The organism is Terasakiella sp. SH-1 (genome assembly GCF_004564135.1).
In the GTDB taxonomy this organism is placed as follows: Bacteria; Pseudomonadota; Alphaproteobacteria; order Rhodospirillales; family Terasakiellaceae; genus Terasakiella.
The window spans coordinates 3798926-3816312 of sequence record NZ_CP038255.1; the positions used below are offsets into that span (position 1 = coordinate 3798926).

The 17387-nt window shown below is 45.7% G+C and carries 13 protein-coding genes; 11 read left to right on the forward strand and 2 right to left on the reverse strand.

The features are described from left to right. Positions 1-43: 43 nt before the first annotated feature. From E4K71_RS17960 to E4K71_RS18005, 10 genes are all read left to right on the forward strand, one after another. A complete protein-coding gene (locus E4K71_RS17960; protein ID WP_135081906.1) occupies positions 44-694 on the forward strand; it encodes a DUF1007 family protein in 651 nt (216 codons plus the stop codon). After that, positions 685-1611 carry a nickel/cobalt transporter gene (locus E4K71_RS17965; RefSeq protein ID WP_135081907.1) on the forward strand — a complete coding sequence of 309 codons (927 nt, stop codon included), beginning with the start codon at positions 685-687 and terminating at the stop codon, positions 1609-1611. The genes E4K71_RS17960 and E4K71_RS17965 overlap by 10 nt, the downstream gene beginning before the upstream one ends. Positions 1612-2030: 419 nt before the next feature. Beyond that, entirely contained in the window at positions 2031-2600 is a 570-nt protein-coding gene (locus E4K71_RS17970; protein ID WP_135081908.1) for a hypothetical protein, read from the forward strand. Positions 2601-2698: 98 nt separating this feature from the next. After that, on the forward strand, positions 2699-3136 hold the full coding sequence (locus E4K71_RS17975) for a hypothetical protein (protein WP_135081909.1): 438 nt from the start codon (positions 2699-2701) through the stop codon (positions 3134-3136). Between the two features lie 12 nt (positions 3137-3148). Next, positions 3149-3661 carry an invasion associated locus B family protein gene (locus tag E4K71_RS17980; protein WP_135081910.1) on the forward strand — a complete coding sequence of 171 codons (513 nt, stop codon included), beginning with the start codon at positions 3149-3151 and terminating at the stop codon, positions 3659-3661. Positions 3662-4133: 472 nt separating this feature from the next. Beyond that, positions 4134-4838, forward strand: coding sequence for a helix-turn-helix transcriptional regulator (locus E4K71_RS17985; protein WP_167730688.1), 705 nt, complete (start codon positions 4134-4136; stop codon positions 4836-4838). Positions 4839-5080: 242 nt separating this feature from the next. Continuing rightward, complete coding sequence (locus tag E4K71_RS17990) at positions 5081-8794, forward strand: autotransporter outer membrane beta-barrel domain-containing protein (protein WP_135081912.1); 3714 nt, start codon at positions 5081-5083, stop codon at positions 8792-8794. A 90-nt stretch (positions 8795-8884) separates the two neighbouring features. Beyond that, positions 8885-10444, forward strand: coding sequence for a class I SAM-dependent methyltransferase (locus E4K71_RS17995; RefSeq protein ID WP_135081913.1), 1560 nt, complete (start codon positions 8885-8887; stop codon positions 10442-10444). Positions 10445-10454: 10 nt separating this feature from the next. Further along, on the forward strand, positions 10455-11291 hold the full coding sequence (locus E4K71_RS18000) for an alpha/beta hydrolase (RefSeq protein WP_167730690.1): 837 nt from the start codon (positions 10455-10457) through the stop codon (positions 11289-11291). Positions 11292-11387: 96 nt separating this feature from the next. Next, a complete protein-coding gene (locus E4K71_RS18005) occupies positions 11388-12266 on the forward strand; it encodes a radical SAM protein (RefSeq protein WP_135081915.1) in 879 nt (292 codons plus the stop codon). Positions 12267-12276: 10 nt separating this feature from the next. Here the strand turns inward: E4K71_RS18005 and E4K71_RS18010 are convergent, their stop codons facing one another. After that, positions 12277-14313, reverse strand: coding sequence for a methyl-accepting chemotaxis protein (locus tag E4K71_RS18010; RefSeq protein WP_135081916.1), 2037 nt, complete (start codon positions 14311-14313; stop codon positions 12277-12279). A gap of 151 nt (positions 14314-14464) precedes the next feature. On the opposite strand from E4K71_RS18010, the gene E4K71_RS18015 reads away from it, so the two are divergent. Beyond that, positions 14465-14800: a hypothetical protein gene (locus tag E4K71_RS18015; RefSeq protein WP_135081917.1), complete on the forward strand. Its 336-nt coding sequence runs from the start codon at positions 14465-14467 to the stop codon at positions 14798-14800. A gap of 3 nt (positions 14801-14803) precedes the next feature. On the opposite strand, the gene E4K71_RS18020 is transcribed toward E4K71_RS18015, so the two are convergent. After that, positions 14804-17383: an ATP-binding protein gene (locus E4K71_RS18020; RefSeq protein WP_135081918.1), complete on the reverse strand. Its 2580-nt coding sequence runs from the start codon at positions 17381-17383 to the stop codon at positions 14804-14806. Positions 17384-17387: the final 4 nt, after the last annotated feature.

Genomic DNA, 17387 nt, shown 5'->3' on the forward strand with positions numbered 1-17387 from the left:
AACAAAATCACATCCTGTACCAAAGCTCCATCAGGTGATCCATATGATCAAACGTTTTTTCGCAACTTTGTTTGTTGCTTTCTTTCTTATGGGCAATAGCCTCCCAAGTCAGGCTCATCCCCACAGTTGGATTGATTTGGAAACGGCCCTGCTTTTTGATGAAAAGGGGCAGGTCACGGGCCTGTGGGTGGGATGGTTGTTTGATGATTACTATTCAGCCTTTACCCTTGAAGGGATGACCCCTAATGCGCAAGGGGCCTATGATCAACAGGCATTGAACCAACTGGCGGAGCAAAACCTGAAAAACCTGTCGGAATATTCCTATTTCACCTTCATTCAGGCGGATGGGCAAAAAGCTGATGTTCACCCGGTGACAGATTATAAAACCTTTGTGGAAAACAATCGTTTGTGGATGGAATTCACCATCACTTTAAAAGAGCCTCTTCACCCTAAAACGCAGAAACTTGAATATGCGGTTTATGACCCGACCTATTATGTGGAAATCCTCCATGCCGTAGAAGGAGATCCCATCCAGTTGATCGGGGAGGGGGCAGCAAGCTGTGGCTATCAGCTTAAAAAGCCAGAGCCTCCTCAGGAGCTTTCCCTGATGGCCGCAGGATTGGATAAAGATGAGAGTGCAGGCGATGGTATTGGGGTTCATTTTGCAGAACGGATTGAAATCTCATGCCAGTAGCGCTTCTGTTTCTTGCGCTGGTTATCTTTCCTGTTGAAGCTCTGGCAGCAGAAACCAGCATATGGTCCGAACTGGTCTATTACATTCGTACCCAACAACAAGCCTTTCACCGAGAACTTGCCGGTGCCATTCGTGCCCTGCAAAGCGGGGGAATTCAGGCCCTTTGGGGCATGGTTGGTGTCAGTTTTTTGTATGGGGTTTTTCATGCTGCAGGCCCCGGTCATGGCAAGGCGATTATCGGTACCTATTTGCTCAGTCAGGAAAGCCAGTTAAAGCGTGGGATTGTGCTGTCCTTTGCTTCTGCCTTTGTTCAGGGGTTGAGTGCTGTTGTGTTGGTTGAAGGGCTGGTGGGATTAATCGGCCTGTCGCGCAGTGATGCCAAAGATGCGGTGCCGATGTTGGAAACCGTCAGCTTTGGACTGATTGCCCTCATCGGGCTGGTCTTAATGAAACGGGCGGCTCAGGCATTCTGGAAAAAACATAAGCATGCCCATCACCATCATGAGCACGGACATGAACATGAATGCAGTACGTGTGGACATTCCCATGCCCCCAGTGCGGATATGCTGGATCAAAAGACAAGCTGGCGCGACAGCCTTGCCATCATCCTATCCGTTGGTATTCGCCCTTGTAGCGGTTCCGTCCTTGTCTTGATTTTTGCGGAAATCATTGGGTTAAGATGGGCTGGCATTGCTTCCATCTTTGCCATTTCTTTCGGTACCGCCATTACAGTCAGCAGCTTGGCAGTCTTAGCCGTCTATTTCAGAAAAGGGGCCTTGAAACTGGCGGAACAACAAAGTGGACAATTGGTACAGAACCTGTCCCTGGGGGCCGCATTCATCGGTGGCCTGTTCATCACCGCGCTTGGCACATCCCTTTTGATTGAAGCCAGCCAGACAAGCCACCCCCTGTTTTAATAGCCCATCCCTTTTGTTTTTTTATCAATAATAGAGTTGTCACCTGTAGGGGTGGCTCTATTCATAATTGAATCGTTTAAGCCATAAGGAAATGCGAAGACGGACTTAAGCACGGGGCAGTAAGGATGGTGGTTTGGCGTTCTTTTTACAATAGGCTAGAGACCTTTTTTCTGATTGCTCTGTGTTTACTCTTGGATGCCAGTATTCATAAAGAGGAATGATATTTATATGCCGTTCCTTTTTAAAATATGCAGGAAGCTTTTTGCTTTCCCCTTATGGGTTTTCTGCATGCTCTTCAGTTTATGCATCTATGTTTCCATATCAAGGCGTAACCCTTGGGGGTGATGCGTAACTTTCGATTCAGTTTGTATTTTCCCGTCTTCAAACGGTGCCTGAAAATAAGATAAGGAGCAGATACTTTGAGGCGAAAATATCTACTTTCCTTCATTCTTTTAAATGCGTTTGTGATAACGGCATGTTCTTATGATATTGGGTATTTTAAAGAAATACAAAATGAGGCCCTTCTTGCAGAAGAGATAAAGCGCTGGTCAGACGCAGAAGTTATGAATGTAAGGATTGAAAATAATCATTTCAGTCCAATGGTGATGCGTTTTGAAGCAGGAAAGAAATATGTGCTGAAATTACAGAATATGGATGAACGTACGCATTCTTTCCGGGCACCCGATTTTTTTGATTCCATTCATTTTGATTTGCTGGTTGAAGAGGGGCGTTATTATCGAATGCGCTATATCACCTCGCTGGTTTTAAGGCCCTTAAAGGTCAAGGAATATTATTTTATTCCAACCAAAGCAGATCGGTATGAATTTGATTCCGGGAATTATGCCTTTGCTATTCCGCCGCTTCACTTATCCTTTTTAGGGCCTGATAAAATAAATGCGACGTATGGGATCATTAATGTGACGCCTGAAGGTGAATTCTGCCGTTTGTTAGGAAAATCCAAGGGGTGTGAGCAGGGGGATAAACAATGAGGAAGATTTATTCCGTTATGATTGCCCTTTTAGTGGTCGTATCATTATCTTCTTGCAAAAAAATGGATTTGTCTAAACCAATATGGACACCCTCCCATGTGCAAAAGACGTTAGACCAACAAGCAAAGAAGCCTTCGTTGAATCAGGCTTATTACATCTGTTCGGACTGTCTTTTATTAGCCAAAGGCCAAACAGCTATTCACGCAGCCCCTGATAAAATTAAGGGAATGTTGGAAAAGGTTCATTTGATGGGGGAACGTGTTCAGTTTCAAGGCTGGGCAGCCGATATTGCGCATAGTCGACCTGTTAAAAAAATACTGATCTTTGCCAATCAAAAACTTGTGCATCAAGGTTCTGCATTAAATGAACGTCTTGATGTTGCAAAAGCCTTAAATGATGGCGGGCTCATGCGTTCCGGCTTTTCTGTTGTGCTGAAAAAATCTTTATTTACAGGTTTGAATGGGAAAGACGCGTCAATCGAAGTTTATGCGATCAGCAAAACTGGTGTCGCAGCGAAACTCCCTTTTCAGAAATAATGGATCTTAATCATGTTTAAAATCTTACAAGTTGTTGTCTTTGCATTTTTAGCCTTCTTTCTCACAGCAGAAAGTTATGCTCAGGCAAAGTCCTGGAAGAAGGTGTGCAGCGATGTCAAAAAAGCGGAAACATGTCGACTGACACAACAGCTTTTTTTATCTCAAAAAAATAAACAGGGCAAACCGCAGACTGTTGGCCGTGTTCTGGCCCTCACGGTTATTTATGCACAACATCATAAAACGAAGAAAAGAGAGCCTTATCTGAGCATTCAAATGCCTTTGGGTGTTGACTTGCGTCCAGGTGCGGTACTGAAAGTGGATAAAGGCGCTGATATGGCGGTCAAATATTTGCGTTGTACAAATGCAGGGTGCGATGCCAGCTTAAAACTGGATGGAAAACGTTTGAAAGCCTTTAAGGCGGGGAACCATCTGTTTGTCGGCTTTCGTCCCTGGGGAAGTACTAAGACCACGGTGTTAAAAGCATCTCTTGCAGGATTCTCTAAAGGTATCGCTTCAATAAAGTAGGTTCATTTTTATAGATACACTAAAAAGTTACAGAGATCACCCCTAAGGGTGATTATAGCGATAATAGTTTAACTCTAAATTGTCTTTTGCTTGGGTCGGGCTCGTAAAGAAAAGCTCCTGATTCCCTAAAAATTTAATTACCTCCCTCCCGTCAATTTTTGGTGTTACGGGGGGGGGATAAGCAAAAAAACACGGCGTATTAGAGTTAAATGTGATTGATCAACGAGATCTGCTAGATCAACTTATAATTGACATTTATAATGCAGCTTCTTCTCGATTAACCTGGAAAGACTGCATTGAACATATTTCCCAAAAAATGGGATTGATTGAGGTCGGCGTTTTTATTCTTTTCCGGGGGGCTCAATTTGATCAGCATGCTTTTTGTCTTCTTTCCCAGAAAGAAATTTTGCAAAAGGACCTTGTTGAAAGGGAGGGAAGCGTTTTTCCCTTAAAAAAAGATTTATCCAATGGGATGGAGCTTCTGTTAAGTGCAAAAGAAAAAGTGCCGGGCAGTCATGATGGCTTGTTGCATAGCCTTTTTTTACATCTGAGCAGAGGGGTATCTCTCTGGTTATCCTTGGCTGAAAAAGAACAAATCAACAGCCAGCTTGAACATTATATGCAGCATGCAAAAAAATCCTTTGGCGTGATTGATTTGCAAGGGAAAGTTCTTTTTGCCAATGGGCCTCTTGATATTATCCTACAGCAACAAGATGGTATTTCCTTGCGCGGCCAGCAGGTGTCAATGGCTGGAAAACGGGCCGCTGATGAATTTCGCAAGGCGTTGGCAGACTTTTCTCAGAAAGAAGACATGACCTATGAGGTCTTTCGGGTAGAGCGTCTTTCCCCAAAGAAAGATTATATTTTTGAAATGACCCGTTTTCCTGTCCATACCCTGACGGGGCTGGCTTTTGAAACAAAAATAATGATTTCGATCAAAGAACTGGATTTTGTTCCTTCTCTTGAGAAACTGGACTTTGACAAATTATTTGGCCTGACAGATGCAGAATCGACAATCTTAAGCGAGCTTTTTGTCAATAAATCAGAGCAGGAAGTGGCCGAAGCCCATTCAATTTCACTCAATACGGTCAAGACTCACCGTAAAAGAATCTATTCAAAGTTGGATGTGAATACCCGTGCAGAGCTAGTTTCATTGGTTAAAATTCTGAATTCCTAGGCCCTAAGCCTCAGAAGTCTGCGGTTTTGACATGAAAGTGTGATGTTTTTATCACGGTGAGAACTGATTCTATTCTCTACAGCCTTAAGTCTTCCCAAAACGCCTGTTGCTCACCCTGGGGGGTGACGTTCCCAAAAGACCAAATCACCTAGAAATAGGGTGCCCTGTTTAAAGGAACAGGGGGCACGCCTGTGTTTGGGTGTGGTTAATAATTTTCTTTAAAGTAAGGGGATACTTACAAAATGAAAAAGTTCAATACGAACAAGACATTCAAAAAAGCCTTGTTGGGCGGAATGTCCGTCGTGGCCTTCACGGCGATGGTTGGTTTGAGTAGTACTGCTTTGGCAGCAGATCAAGAATTAGACAATGCAGATGGTGCAGCTGCTGATGGCCTCCCTGCGGATGCGGATAGCATTGTTAACACGTCAGACGATGCTGCGGACTTTCTGCAGATTGATTTGACTGCAAATGCCGATGACCAAATTACAAATATCGATTCTGATTATGACGGTACGTTAATTTTGGTTGATGGTGAAGCAACGGCTGCAAACACGTTGAAGGCGACAGGGTATATGGATATTGCGTCCGGTACGACCTTCACTATCTTCATGGGGAATGATACCACAGATAGCAGTGGCAATGACGCGCTTCAGTCTGTCACTTTAAATGTAGAAGGAACAACAGGGCAAGATGGTGCTTCCACATTGACGCGTGGTGGTACATTGGTAATCCAAGGTGCTAACGATGTTACTGGCGATTTTGACGGTACCGTTGCTCTTGATGGTTCTGTGAAGTTGACTGCTTTGACGGCAACATCTGGTAATGGTGCAACAGACGAAGGTTCTGACATCACAGTCACTCTTGGTGATGCGGCTGCAGATACCATTGATATCTCTACGATCACATTGTCTGGTGGCCAAGGTAATGCTGACAATGGTGGTGATACTCAAGTAACTGTAACGGGTACATTGTCTGATGTAACTGGTGGTATTGATGTCAATGGTGGCGCATCTGCAGGCGCTGGTGATGGTGGTTCTTCCACAATTACAATTGCTGAAAATGTATCAGCCTTGTCTGGTGCTGTGACTGTAGACGGTGGATCTGCAAGTGCTGGTGGTGCTGGCGGTGCAGCTGTTCTTGATATTAATGGCACCATGAATGCAACAAGCAATTTCACTGTCACTGGTGGTGCTGCTTCTTCTGGTGGTGCCGGTAATGGCGGTGCGGCTTCTATTGATGCAGAAGGCGCATTCACTACAACAGGTACGTTAACTCTTGCGGGTGGCAACGGTTCTGCAGGTGGTACAGGTGCTGGTGGTGCAGCTTCGGCTGACTTTAATAGCCAAGCAGTTTCTGTTGGTGGTTTGACCATGACTGGTGGTAACGGTGCTGATACGACTGTTTCCGGTGGTGGTGACTCTTCCATCGCTAATGTTGGTGCACTGACTATTGGTTCTAGCGGCATGACATTGACAGGTGGTAATGGCGGCGGTGCCGCTGGTGCATCCACAGGTGGTTCTGTAACATTTACAGCTGGCAGTACGACAACTGCGACAGGCGATATTACTGTAACTGGTGGTAATGGTAACGACAATGATGCCGCTGATGGTGGTGCTGTAACTGCAATCTTCGTTGATGATGTCACTGCAACATCTCAGACGTTGACAATCACGGGTGGTGATGGTGACGCTGACAATGATGGTGATGGCGGAAATGCATCTGTTGAATTCAACGCATCAGCGACTTTCTCTTCTATCATCTTGAATGACGGGACTGCGGGCAATGCGACAGCAGGTACAGCGACATTGTTGATTGATACGGTTGATGGTGAAGCTGAAACCTTTACTGGTGCGATTACCGCTGCTGCTGACGGCGAAGGTACGATCACCATTGAAGGTGACACCGAGCAAACGTTTGCAAGCCAAATTGGTACAAGTTCTGCTAAAATCGGTACCTTGACAATCGGTAATACGACTGACACTGGTAAAGCGAAATTTAGTTCTGATGTTTATGCAACAAACATCACAATCAGTTCTGACCAAGCTGCAAACTCAGCAGGTAACTTTGATGGTAATGTTACAGCAACCACAATTGAAGTCGATGGTAGCGGTAATGCCGTTACAGCAAACTTTGCGGGTAATGTAACTGGTGCTATCAATATGACCGACGGTGGTACAAACGTTACTGTAACGTTTGATGGTTCAAGTGCTCAAACGGTTTCCGGTGCTGTAACTGCTGCAGCTGACGATGATGGTACTGTTGTTATTGATAACGCTGCGGGTGTTACATTCCAAAGTGATATCGGTACTGATGCAAAACACATTAAGGCTTTAACAGTAAATGCAAATAAAGTTGCTACCTTCAACGAAGAAGTCTTTGCAAAGACGATGACGATCTCTGGTACCGCAACTTTTGAAAAGACAGGTAGTATCGCAGATACTTCTGTAGTTTTAGCCGATAATTCTAAAATTATTGTCGGTAGTGGTGTTTCTGGTGTTGCAAATGGTGCAGCTATTACAGGGGCGACTGCGGTGATTGCTTCTGCGGGTGGTATTGCTCCGACTGGTGCGATTACAGATGGTTCTGTGACCGTGCAAATGCCTGCAAACTTTACTTCCGGTGCAATCCTTCTTTTAGATGATACTGGTGGTAACTGGGATAGCGATGCAAACATTGAACTTGCTGATTTTGCCGTTACTGATACAGCACTTGTTGACTACACAATTGTTGATGGTGGGGCTGGTACAGATGTTGTAACTGGTGAAGATGCGGATGATTTGATTGTTGTCGCAACCGCTAAATCTTTGTCTACAACGGCTTCTGAACTAGGGATTTCTGTAACAGAAGCAACTGCTCTGAGCAATGCGAACACTGCGGTTGGTTCTGGTGATGCCACGGCTTTGACAGCTTTGACAACTGCCTTGAACACAGGTGGTTCTGAAGCAACAAAAGCAGCTGAGCAGGTTTCTGTTCAGGCAGATACGCTTGGTGCGGCTTCTACGGCTGCCATCGGGGCGGGTGCCCAGGTTGTTGGCGTTGCCTCTAACCGTTTGGCTTCCCTGCGTAGTGGTGCTCAGTTTGCCGGTGTACAGCAAACTGGTTTTGCTTCCGGTGATGCCGGTATGGCAAAAGCGGCTTGGGTGAAACCTTTTGGTAACTGGATCACACAAGACGAGAAATCAGGCGTTAAAGGCTATGATGCTGATACATTCGGTATCGCAGGTGGTCTGGATGCGGAAGTGGCCGATGGTATTCGCCTTGGTGGTTCCTTTGCTTATTCCAAAACAGATGTGGATGGCAAAGGCACAGGTAACGCCAAGACTGATATCAAGAGCTACCAGTTCACAGTTTACGGTGATTACACAACTGATAAATACTATGTTGAAGGTATGGTCGGTTATGCCCGTAACAATAACGACACTTCTCGTCAGCTGACTTTCGGTGGCTTGAACCGTACGGCTGAAGGTGACTATGACTCTAACCAGTATATGGTCAGCGTTGGTGGTGGTATGCCGATCAATCTGAAAGGCAACGCCTTTATCACACCAATGGGTAGCCTGTCCTATACGCACGTTTCTTCTGACAGCTATACAGAAACGGGCGCTGGTAACCTGAACCTGAATGTAAACCCGGATGATGTTGACGCTTTCGTTGCGTCTTTGGGGGCAAAGGTTCACACAAAAGTTAAGCAGGGCAAAGGTCACTTGATCCCATCTGCAACACTGGGGCTTTCCTATGATTTCTCTGGTGATGAGGCAACAGCAACTGGTTCTTACACTGGTGGCGGTGCTGCATTCACTGTTGAAGGTGCAGAAGTTGAGCAACTGGCTGGTAACGCTGGCCTGGGTGTGACTTATGACGATGGCGCCTGGTCTGTCGGTGCAAACTACGATGCAGAATTCAAGTCTGATTACACAGGCCACTCTGCAACACTTGAAGCTCGCTTCAAGTTCTAAGAAAGTTATCCCCTTATCTTAGACTGAGCCCCGAAAAGTTACCCACACTTTCGGGGCTCTTTTTTTTCTACTCCAGCTATAAAAAAGACAATGACCACTTACGATTCTATTCCTTACCCCAGTTACTGTTATCCGCAATCTTCGCCAGCTCATTTACATGCGATTTCCAAGCTTTTTGGGCTTACACCTGTTGATCTTGACGAGGCAAAGGTTTTAGAAATTGGTTGTGCGTCGGGGGGGAACCTTCTTCCTTTGGCTACCCGTTTCCCCAAAAGTGAATTTGTCGGGATTGATTTGTCAAAAGGACAGATCAGCAAGGCCAAAGAACATGTAAAAAAGCTTGAACTGGAAAATGTGAAGTTCATCGCAGCATCAATCGTTGAACATAATTTTAAACGCGAAAAATTTGATTATATTATTGTTCATGGCGTTTATTCATGGGTGCCGACAAATGTTCAGGGGCGCCTTTTGGAAATCTGTGGGGAACACCTGTCTAAAAATGGGGTGGCCTTTATTAGTTACAATACCTTACCGGGGTGGAATGCTGTTAAGACCATCCGCGACATGATGCTCTATCATGGTCAGAACTTTAAAGACCCTGCACAAAAGGTGCAGCAATCACGCCAGATGCTTAAGTTTGTTTCGGAGAATATGAAACATCAGACAGGCCCTTATAAGGAAACATTAGATGCCGAGATTAAGACGTTACAGGATGTGAGCGATAACTATCTGTTGCATGATCATCTCGAAGCTGTGAATGCTCCTTGTTATTTTCACGAATTCATTGATAAGGCTGCACAGCAAGGACTGACTTATTTAAGTGAGGCAGACCTGCCTTCAATGTTTTTGGGTAATCAGAATAAAACGGTCTCAGGGGTGTTATCTCAAATCGATGATCCAATCCGTTTGGAACAATATCTTGATTTCATTACAAATCGTCGTTTTCGCTCAACATTGCTTGTAAAAGAAGGCAATCAGGTGCTGCGACATGTGTCTTCTGAGCGCCTTGAGGAGATCCGGTTTATTCCACAATATCGTTTAAAAGACACCCTTGCGATTGAAGATTTAGGCAAGATCGAAGAGCTTGATCTTGTCCATATTAGAAATGAGAGCCAGACGGCCAATGTAAAAGGCCGTGTCATCTGTACGGCGATTATCGAGATGTTACGCGCATTGCCCCATCGTCTCTCGTTGCAAGATATTACGAAACACGCAGCAGAACATCTGGGCGACCTAACGATTGATGATATTGAAAAAGAGCTAGGAAATGTGTTGTTGAAATTTATTTTTAACGGCATTTTCAACATAACCTCTGATCAATCCTGTGTTTGCACAGAAATAACAGAAAAACCTTTTGCATTTTTACCTGCTATTTTGCTGGGGCAGTCGATGGATATGCTCCCCAACCAACATCATGAAGTCGTGAAACTTACCGATGACCAACGTTTGGTCTTACAATATGTGAATGGAAGAAATACCATTGAGCAAATCTGTGAGGTGCTCAAAGGCCATATTGATAAAGGCGAGTTGAATATAAATGCGAATGGTAAGCCGCTAGATAAAGAAACCGCAGGCTTTGATGGGTATATCAGGCAATATGTGGAACAGACTTTGCATCTTTATGCCCAAAATGCGTTATTACAAGCATAAAGGAAGGGCAATGAAAGTTTTAAAGATCATCAGTGCAATTTGTCTGTTTGCTGTATTATCAGCCTGTGCTTCTGGTGATATATCTACGCGACGTACAGAAGCTTATTCCATTGCTTATAAAGCGGGGTTTTCCCCTTTTAAACTCCGCTCCCAGTTGTTTGGGTTTAACGGTTTTTATAAGCAAGGAAAAGAGAGCCGATATCCGGTTGTCTATATTGAAGGGGATGGGTTTGCGTGGATAGACCGCTATACAATTTCACCGAATCCGACCCCTCGTAACCCCTTGGCCTTAAAGCTGGCTGTTCAGGATAGCGGAACGACGATCTTTTATCTCGCTCGGCCATGTCAGTATGTTGACCTGAAGAAAGAGCCATACTGCAAGAACGCCTATTGGACAAATGCCCGTTTTGCAGCCGAAGTGATTGATAGCTTTGATCAGGCGTTTACGCTTATCAAAAAGAAAACCAAAAATGAAGGGTTCCATCTGGTTGGTTTTTCAGGGGGCGGGGCGATTGCCACTTTGTTAGCTGCGAAACGGACTGATATAAAATCCATTAGGACGATTGCGGGAAACCTGGATCATGTTTCTTTGAACGCATATAGAAAAGTCTCAGCCCTTAACGGGTCTTTGAACCCGATGAATATTGTTGGCGATATACAGGCTATTCCTCAAATTCATTATTCAGGAAGCGAAGATAAAGTGGTCCCCCAATGGATTGCTACGAATTTTCTGCGCAAAGCGAACAATGCAAATTGCATGAGTACGCATCTTGTTTCTGGTGCAGCCCATATGCAGGGGTGGGAAGAAGCATGGTCCTTACTTCACCGGCAATATCCTGAGTGTTAGACTTTTCAATTTCATAAGCAGGCTAGTTTTCTGGTCTGCTTTCTTTTTTAAGCAATATATGATACTTAACGCCCTTCCATAATATGAGGCACTCCCATGCTATCTTATGACATGCCCCTGTACCGTCCGCCGTCTGAAGGTAATAATTTGATTATTCAGGCGACGTTGGGGTGCAGCTTTAATCAATGTTCCTTTTGTTCCATGTATAAGACAAAGGACTATCGGCCACGTCCATTGGAAGATGTGTTTGCTGATATTGATCGGGCTGCTCAGGTTTGGCCCCATGCCCATCGTATTTTCTTGGCCGATGGGGATGCCTTGACCTTGCCGATGGATAGTTTGCGGGCGATTTTGGATAAGTTGCATGAGACATTTCCCCGGCTCAATCGGGTCTCAGCCTATGCCACACCGGGCAATATTTTGAAAAAAACACCGGAAGAACTGGCAGAATTGCGTGAGCGCAAGATGCCGCTTTTTTATCTGGGGGTGGAGTCCGGGGCACCTGTGATGTTGAAAAAAATCACCAAGGGGGCTTCGCAAAAAGGGATTGCCGAAGCTTTGATCAAGGCCCGCGAAGCCGGGCTGAAAATTTCAGCGACTGTGATCCTTGGTCTTGGGGGACAGAAATATTGGGAAGATCACATTGACGGTACAGTGGAACTTTTGTCACAGGCACCAGTGACCTATTTGTCCACATTGCAGCTTTATCTGGAAGAAATCGCATATGATGAATTTATGCGTAAATTTGGCGAACCGTTTGAAGCCCAAAATGATATGGCTGTGTTGAAAGAATTGGAACGGTTGCTGCAACATATCAAACCGCCAGCCCCAGTGATTTTCCGTTCGAACCACGCTTCAAATGCGTTGGCGCTGGCAGGGAATTTGCCTAAGGATCAAGATCGTCTGGTCCGCGAAGTCCAGGGCGCAATGGCAGGGATAAATGCCATTCGCCCCAGTTTCCTTCGTGGTCTTTGAGACCCGGTCCTTAACGTACTTGGGCGAGGAACTGTTCCACGGCATTGCTCAAAGAGCCTGCCGAACTTCCCAGCCTTTCAGAGGCTTTGGACAAGTCTGTGGCTGTTAGGCTGTTTCGCTCAGCCGCCTCTTTAATGGCACCGGATTTTTCTGCCGCCATATTTGTGCCTTCCGAAGCTTCTTGAACTGAGCGGGCAATTTCCTGTGTCGCCGCCCCTTGTTCTTCCATCGCTGTTGAAATCGAGCCGGAAATTTCATCCATTGTTGAAATGATCTTAGAAATATTGCGAATAGCCTCAACCGAGTCTTGCGTTGAATCCTGAATGGCATTGATTTGTTGCACAATCTCTTCTGTGGCCCGCCCGGTTTGATTGGCAAGGTTCTTCACTTCCGAAGCCACCACGGCAAAGCCTTTCCCGGCTTCACCTGCTCGGGCCGCTTCGATTGTGGCGTTTAAGGCCAGAAGGTTGGTTTGATCTGCGATATTGGTGATTAATTCAACGACTTCGCCAATGCGTGAGGCCGCAGTGACCAGCCCTTCCACCAATTCATTGGTATGGGCAGCCTGTGCAACGGCTTCGCTGGCAATTTCAGAAGAACGGGCAACCTGATGGGTAATCTCGTTAATGGAGCTTGTCAGTTCTTCTGCTGCAGAGGCCACGGTTTGAACATTATGACTGGCGTTGAGGGAGGCCCCATTGACTTCTTCTGCACGGGTGACGTTTTGTTGTGCCTTGCTACTCATTTCTGATGCTGTTGTTTCAATCTGGGAGGCCGCAGAAGACACATCACCGACAACAGTGCCAATAATTTGGTCAAAACCAGCAATGGCTTCTTCGCGCATTTGCGAGCGTTTATTCTGTTCTGCCCGGTCTTTTTCTTTTTCAGCTTCCAGTTCATCGGCTTTGATGATGTTGTCTTTAAAGATCTGGACAGCACGGGCCATGTCTCCGATCTCATCCACATTGTCTTGATAGTCGATGTGGACAGTAATGTCATGATCGGCCAGTTTTTGCATGTCCTGGGCAAGGTTCTCAACGCGAATGGCAATTTTCCTGCGGGCATAAGAGGTAAAATAGATGGCCAGGCCAAACCCGATGATGGTGATGACAACGATGATGGCATCAGATGTTTGCAGGTGACTTCTCATCAACGCAATGCTGGCATCCATATCATCATGGACCAGCTCTTCGGCTTCATCGGCCAGTTTAATGAAATGTTCAAAGGCCGCATCAAACTTTTCATCGGCACCACTGCCTGCGGCCAGATTGGTGGCTGTGTTTTTACTGCGCTCTGTGGCAACTGCAGAAATTTCGGCAATATCTTTTGCAAGCTTACTTGCTGTTTTATCTTGCAAGTTATTTAGTGCTTGTTGGGCTGTGGTGAAATCTGCGATGACATCGTCAAGTTTGACTTCATCATCCCCTGCCAGAAATTCCTCTAAAAATAAATGGCCGTTTGCAAGGTGATATTTCGCCGTGCCAACTGCGCTGACAATGGGAAGAGCGGCTTGTGCCGTATAAATTTCGGTTGATTTGTGGAGCTGGTCCAGACCGCCTTGAACTTTTTCATAAAGCTTGTCAAAAGCCTGATCCGCACCAGAACCCGTTCCGGCCTGCTTCTCCAGTTGGCCATAACGTTCTTTGGCGGAGACAATGAAACTTTGAACGGATGTTTTCACCAGTTTCATTTTTTCCTGAATTTCAGGGGACTTGCTGGCAACAAAAGTTCCTTCATCGTTGCTGCCCCCATTCATAATGGCATTGGTATACCACAGCGTATCATCCAGAAGTTTCCAGACCTGGTTGATATCTTCGCCTGTATCGCCAGACATGATTTCCTCAAAAATCAGATGGGCTGCTGTTGCCGTTAATTTGATTTCCATGGCCGCATCGCCCAAAGGGGCAAGGTTGACGCTGACTTCCAGCCCTTCTTCCCCCATGGAAGAGGTGAAATGAAAGCCTGCAAACCCTGTGATCGCCACCACAAGAGCCATTGCTGCAAAAAGATTAAAAAGGCGCTTACCTATTGTTAGGTTCTTAAACATTGTTGCCTCAGATATTTTATATTCCGCTGATATTAATTCTTAATATATTCGTCTTTAAGCGCTCGAGTGTCTAGTTCTATATGGCTGATCCTTGCAAAATCATCGAAATTCCCGCACACTTGGGGGATGGATGCACATTGGGAGTTGAGATATGCCTTATGTTATTCGTGATGACCAAGGGGTAATCGTGGGGATTTATCAGAATCACCAGGAAGGTCTGGTTGAGGAACTTCCGATGAATCATCCCGATATTATGGCTTTTCTGACGACTCAGGACGGGACGGCGGCCGCTTTGCTTGATTTGGCTGAAAGTGACATGGCCATGGCTCGTGTGGTGGAGGATGTGATTGAGCTGCTGATCCTTAAAGGAGCCATTGATTTTAAAGACCTCCCGGCCCCCGCTCAGGAAAAACTCAGCAGTCGGCAAAAATGGCGGGGCAGTTTGGAAGAAGCGCTGGAAAGCTTTGGCGGCGGGAAAGTGATTTAGCCCTTATACCTCGTCTTTGGGAATATGGATATCTTGTTCCAGAACGTCATTGATACAAAGAACCAGTTTGCCCCAGTTAAAGGGTTTTGAGGCATAACTGTTCATGCCACATTCCAGATAGCTATTTACATTTTCCTTCACCGCATCTGCGGTAATGGCGATGATGGGAATGTTTGATTTCGGGCCTGTCATTTTGCGGATAATACGGGTGGCTTCCATACCATCCATACCGGGCATGCGAATATCCATCAAAATAAGGTCATAGTCATGGTCTCGCAGGCTGTCGACAGCCTCTTCCCCATTTTCGACAATGGTCATTTTATGTCCGTAGGCACTGAGGAACCTGTCAATAATGGTTTGGTTGACCCGGTTGTCTTCGGCCACAAGGATATTGAGCGAAGCGGTCGCCTTATATTGGTTGGCGGAGAGACCTTTATCTTTTTTGTCCGGCTGTGAGGTGGTCGTTGCCTGAATATAAGGGAAGGTGAACCAGAAGGTGCTGCCGATCCCTTCTTCACTATCAACACCGATTTGTCCATCCAGTAATTCGATCAGGCGTTTGGAGATTGCAAGACCAAGCCCTGTCCCTTCATATTTACGAGAGATTGAGGCATCTGCCTGTGTGAAGTCGGAAAAGAGTGTGGCTTGGACCTCTTCACTCATGCCGATCCCGCTATCTTGAACCGCAATTTTAATCAGGCCGGCTTCTTTGCTACAGGAAATGTGCACGCTGCCTTCATGGGTGAATTTAAAGGCATTCCCGATGATATTGACCAAAACTTGTCGAATGCGCGTGGGGTCTGATTGAACCATATTCGGGAAGTCTGGGGTGAAGTCCAGTTTAATTTCAACCCCTTTGTCAGTTGCCCTGTTTTTGTGGAACATATCAAGGGTTTCACGAACAAGCTCTTTAAGCTGGAAATCAAGATGTTCAATTTCCAGTTTTCCGGCTTCGAGTTTTGAAATGTCCAGAATGTCATTGACGATACGCAGCAGGCCCTCGGTTGATTTTTTGATGCGCAGGACTTTATTGCGGTGATCAGGGTTGTCTTCTTCCTCAATCAACATATCGGCAAAGCCAATGATCCCGGTCATGGGGGTGCGGATTTCATGGCTCATGGCGGCCAGAAATTCTGATTTGACCTTACTGGCCTGAAGGGCATTTTTTTCGGCATTTTTCAGGGCAGTGACATCCTGGCCCACACCTGTTAGCCCGATGATTTCCCCATTTTCATCAAGACTGGAAGACCAATTGAACAGGAGAACCAGTTGCTCACCGGATTTGGCATGAATGATCATTTCCGCATTTTCAATAACCCGGTTTGTATGCATGGCGTTAATGACATTAGACAGTTGCTGGTCTGTCAGGTTTTCAAACAAAGTTGCAAGCTTTTGCCCGGTGACTTCGCTTTTCAGATACAGCGTGGTTTCTTCGGCACCTCGATTCCAGTCATTGATATAGCCGTTTAAATCAATACTGATAATCGCTGCATGGGTGGTTTCAGACAGACGCTGTAGATCGTTTTCCAGTTTTCCTTTGCTGGCTGCGATCATGGCTGCAGAACGGTTGATTTCCTGAGCCAGTTGACCGAGTTCATCCTGACGGTGGAAGTTTAGTGGGGCGAAGATTTCGCCTTTCCCCATTGCCTGAGCTGAGCGCAGCAAGGTAAAGATCGCTTTGGAAATACGGTTGGAAACGATGGAGGCAGACAGGATCAGGATAATACACATCAAAGGTAAAATAACGCCAAAGACGATATCTTTGAGTTCTGCGACCCCTGTCAGGAAAGGTTGTGGATTAACGGAAAAATGGATTTCCCAGTCAAAGCCCTGTGCGCCAAGCTTTTTATCCAGATGCCAGTCATTGCCCACGTCTTCATGTTCACGGTGTTCTGCTGTACAGGCATCTGTTCGGGTTTTGGCGATAATGAGTTTTTGGGTTTCATCTAAAACACAGACACTTTCCTCATCTGAACTGAGCAGGCTATAGACCTGTTGGGCGATATAGTTGAAATCCACATCAAAAACGATAGCGCCAAAAGCTCTGTTGCCGGAAACATGAACCGGAAAAGCCCAGCTGATGCTTTTAACCTTGTTGTCATGACCGGTTTTTTTAACGCTAAACTCACCTTGTTTCAGGTTGAGGATATGCTGTATTTCTGGATCAACGGAATAATCCGACAAGGCCCGTTTAATGCCTGAACTTTCCACCCTTAAGGCTTCAAACCCTTTTTGATTGATAAAGCGGACTTTCTGGATTTCAGGGCGCTGTTCAATCATTTCCATGAAAGAAAGTTCCAGATGGCGAATATCATTCTTTTCGGCTGCTGTATTCAGGGTTAGTTGGTGAAAACGCATGGACCTGAACATGGGGAGCTTGGCAGAAGACTGGAATTCCTTGGATCGGGCGTTGAGAAGCTGACTTAACCCCGTGACCCGGTTGTGGAAGTTTTCCTGAAAGCGCTGTTTCAACTCTTCCGTCATAACCGCTTCCATACGATTAAAGACAAGCACGGACAGCGCCACCAAAAAGAAGGCGCCGCCCAGGCCGAAATAAAGTATGAAGCGTGTTCTTAACGACATGAAA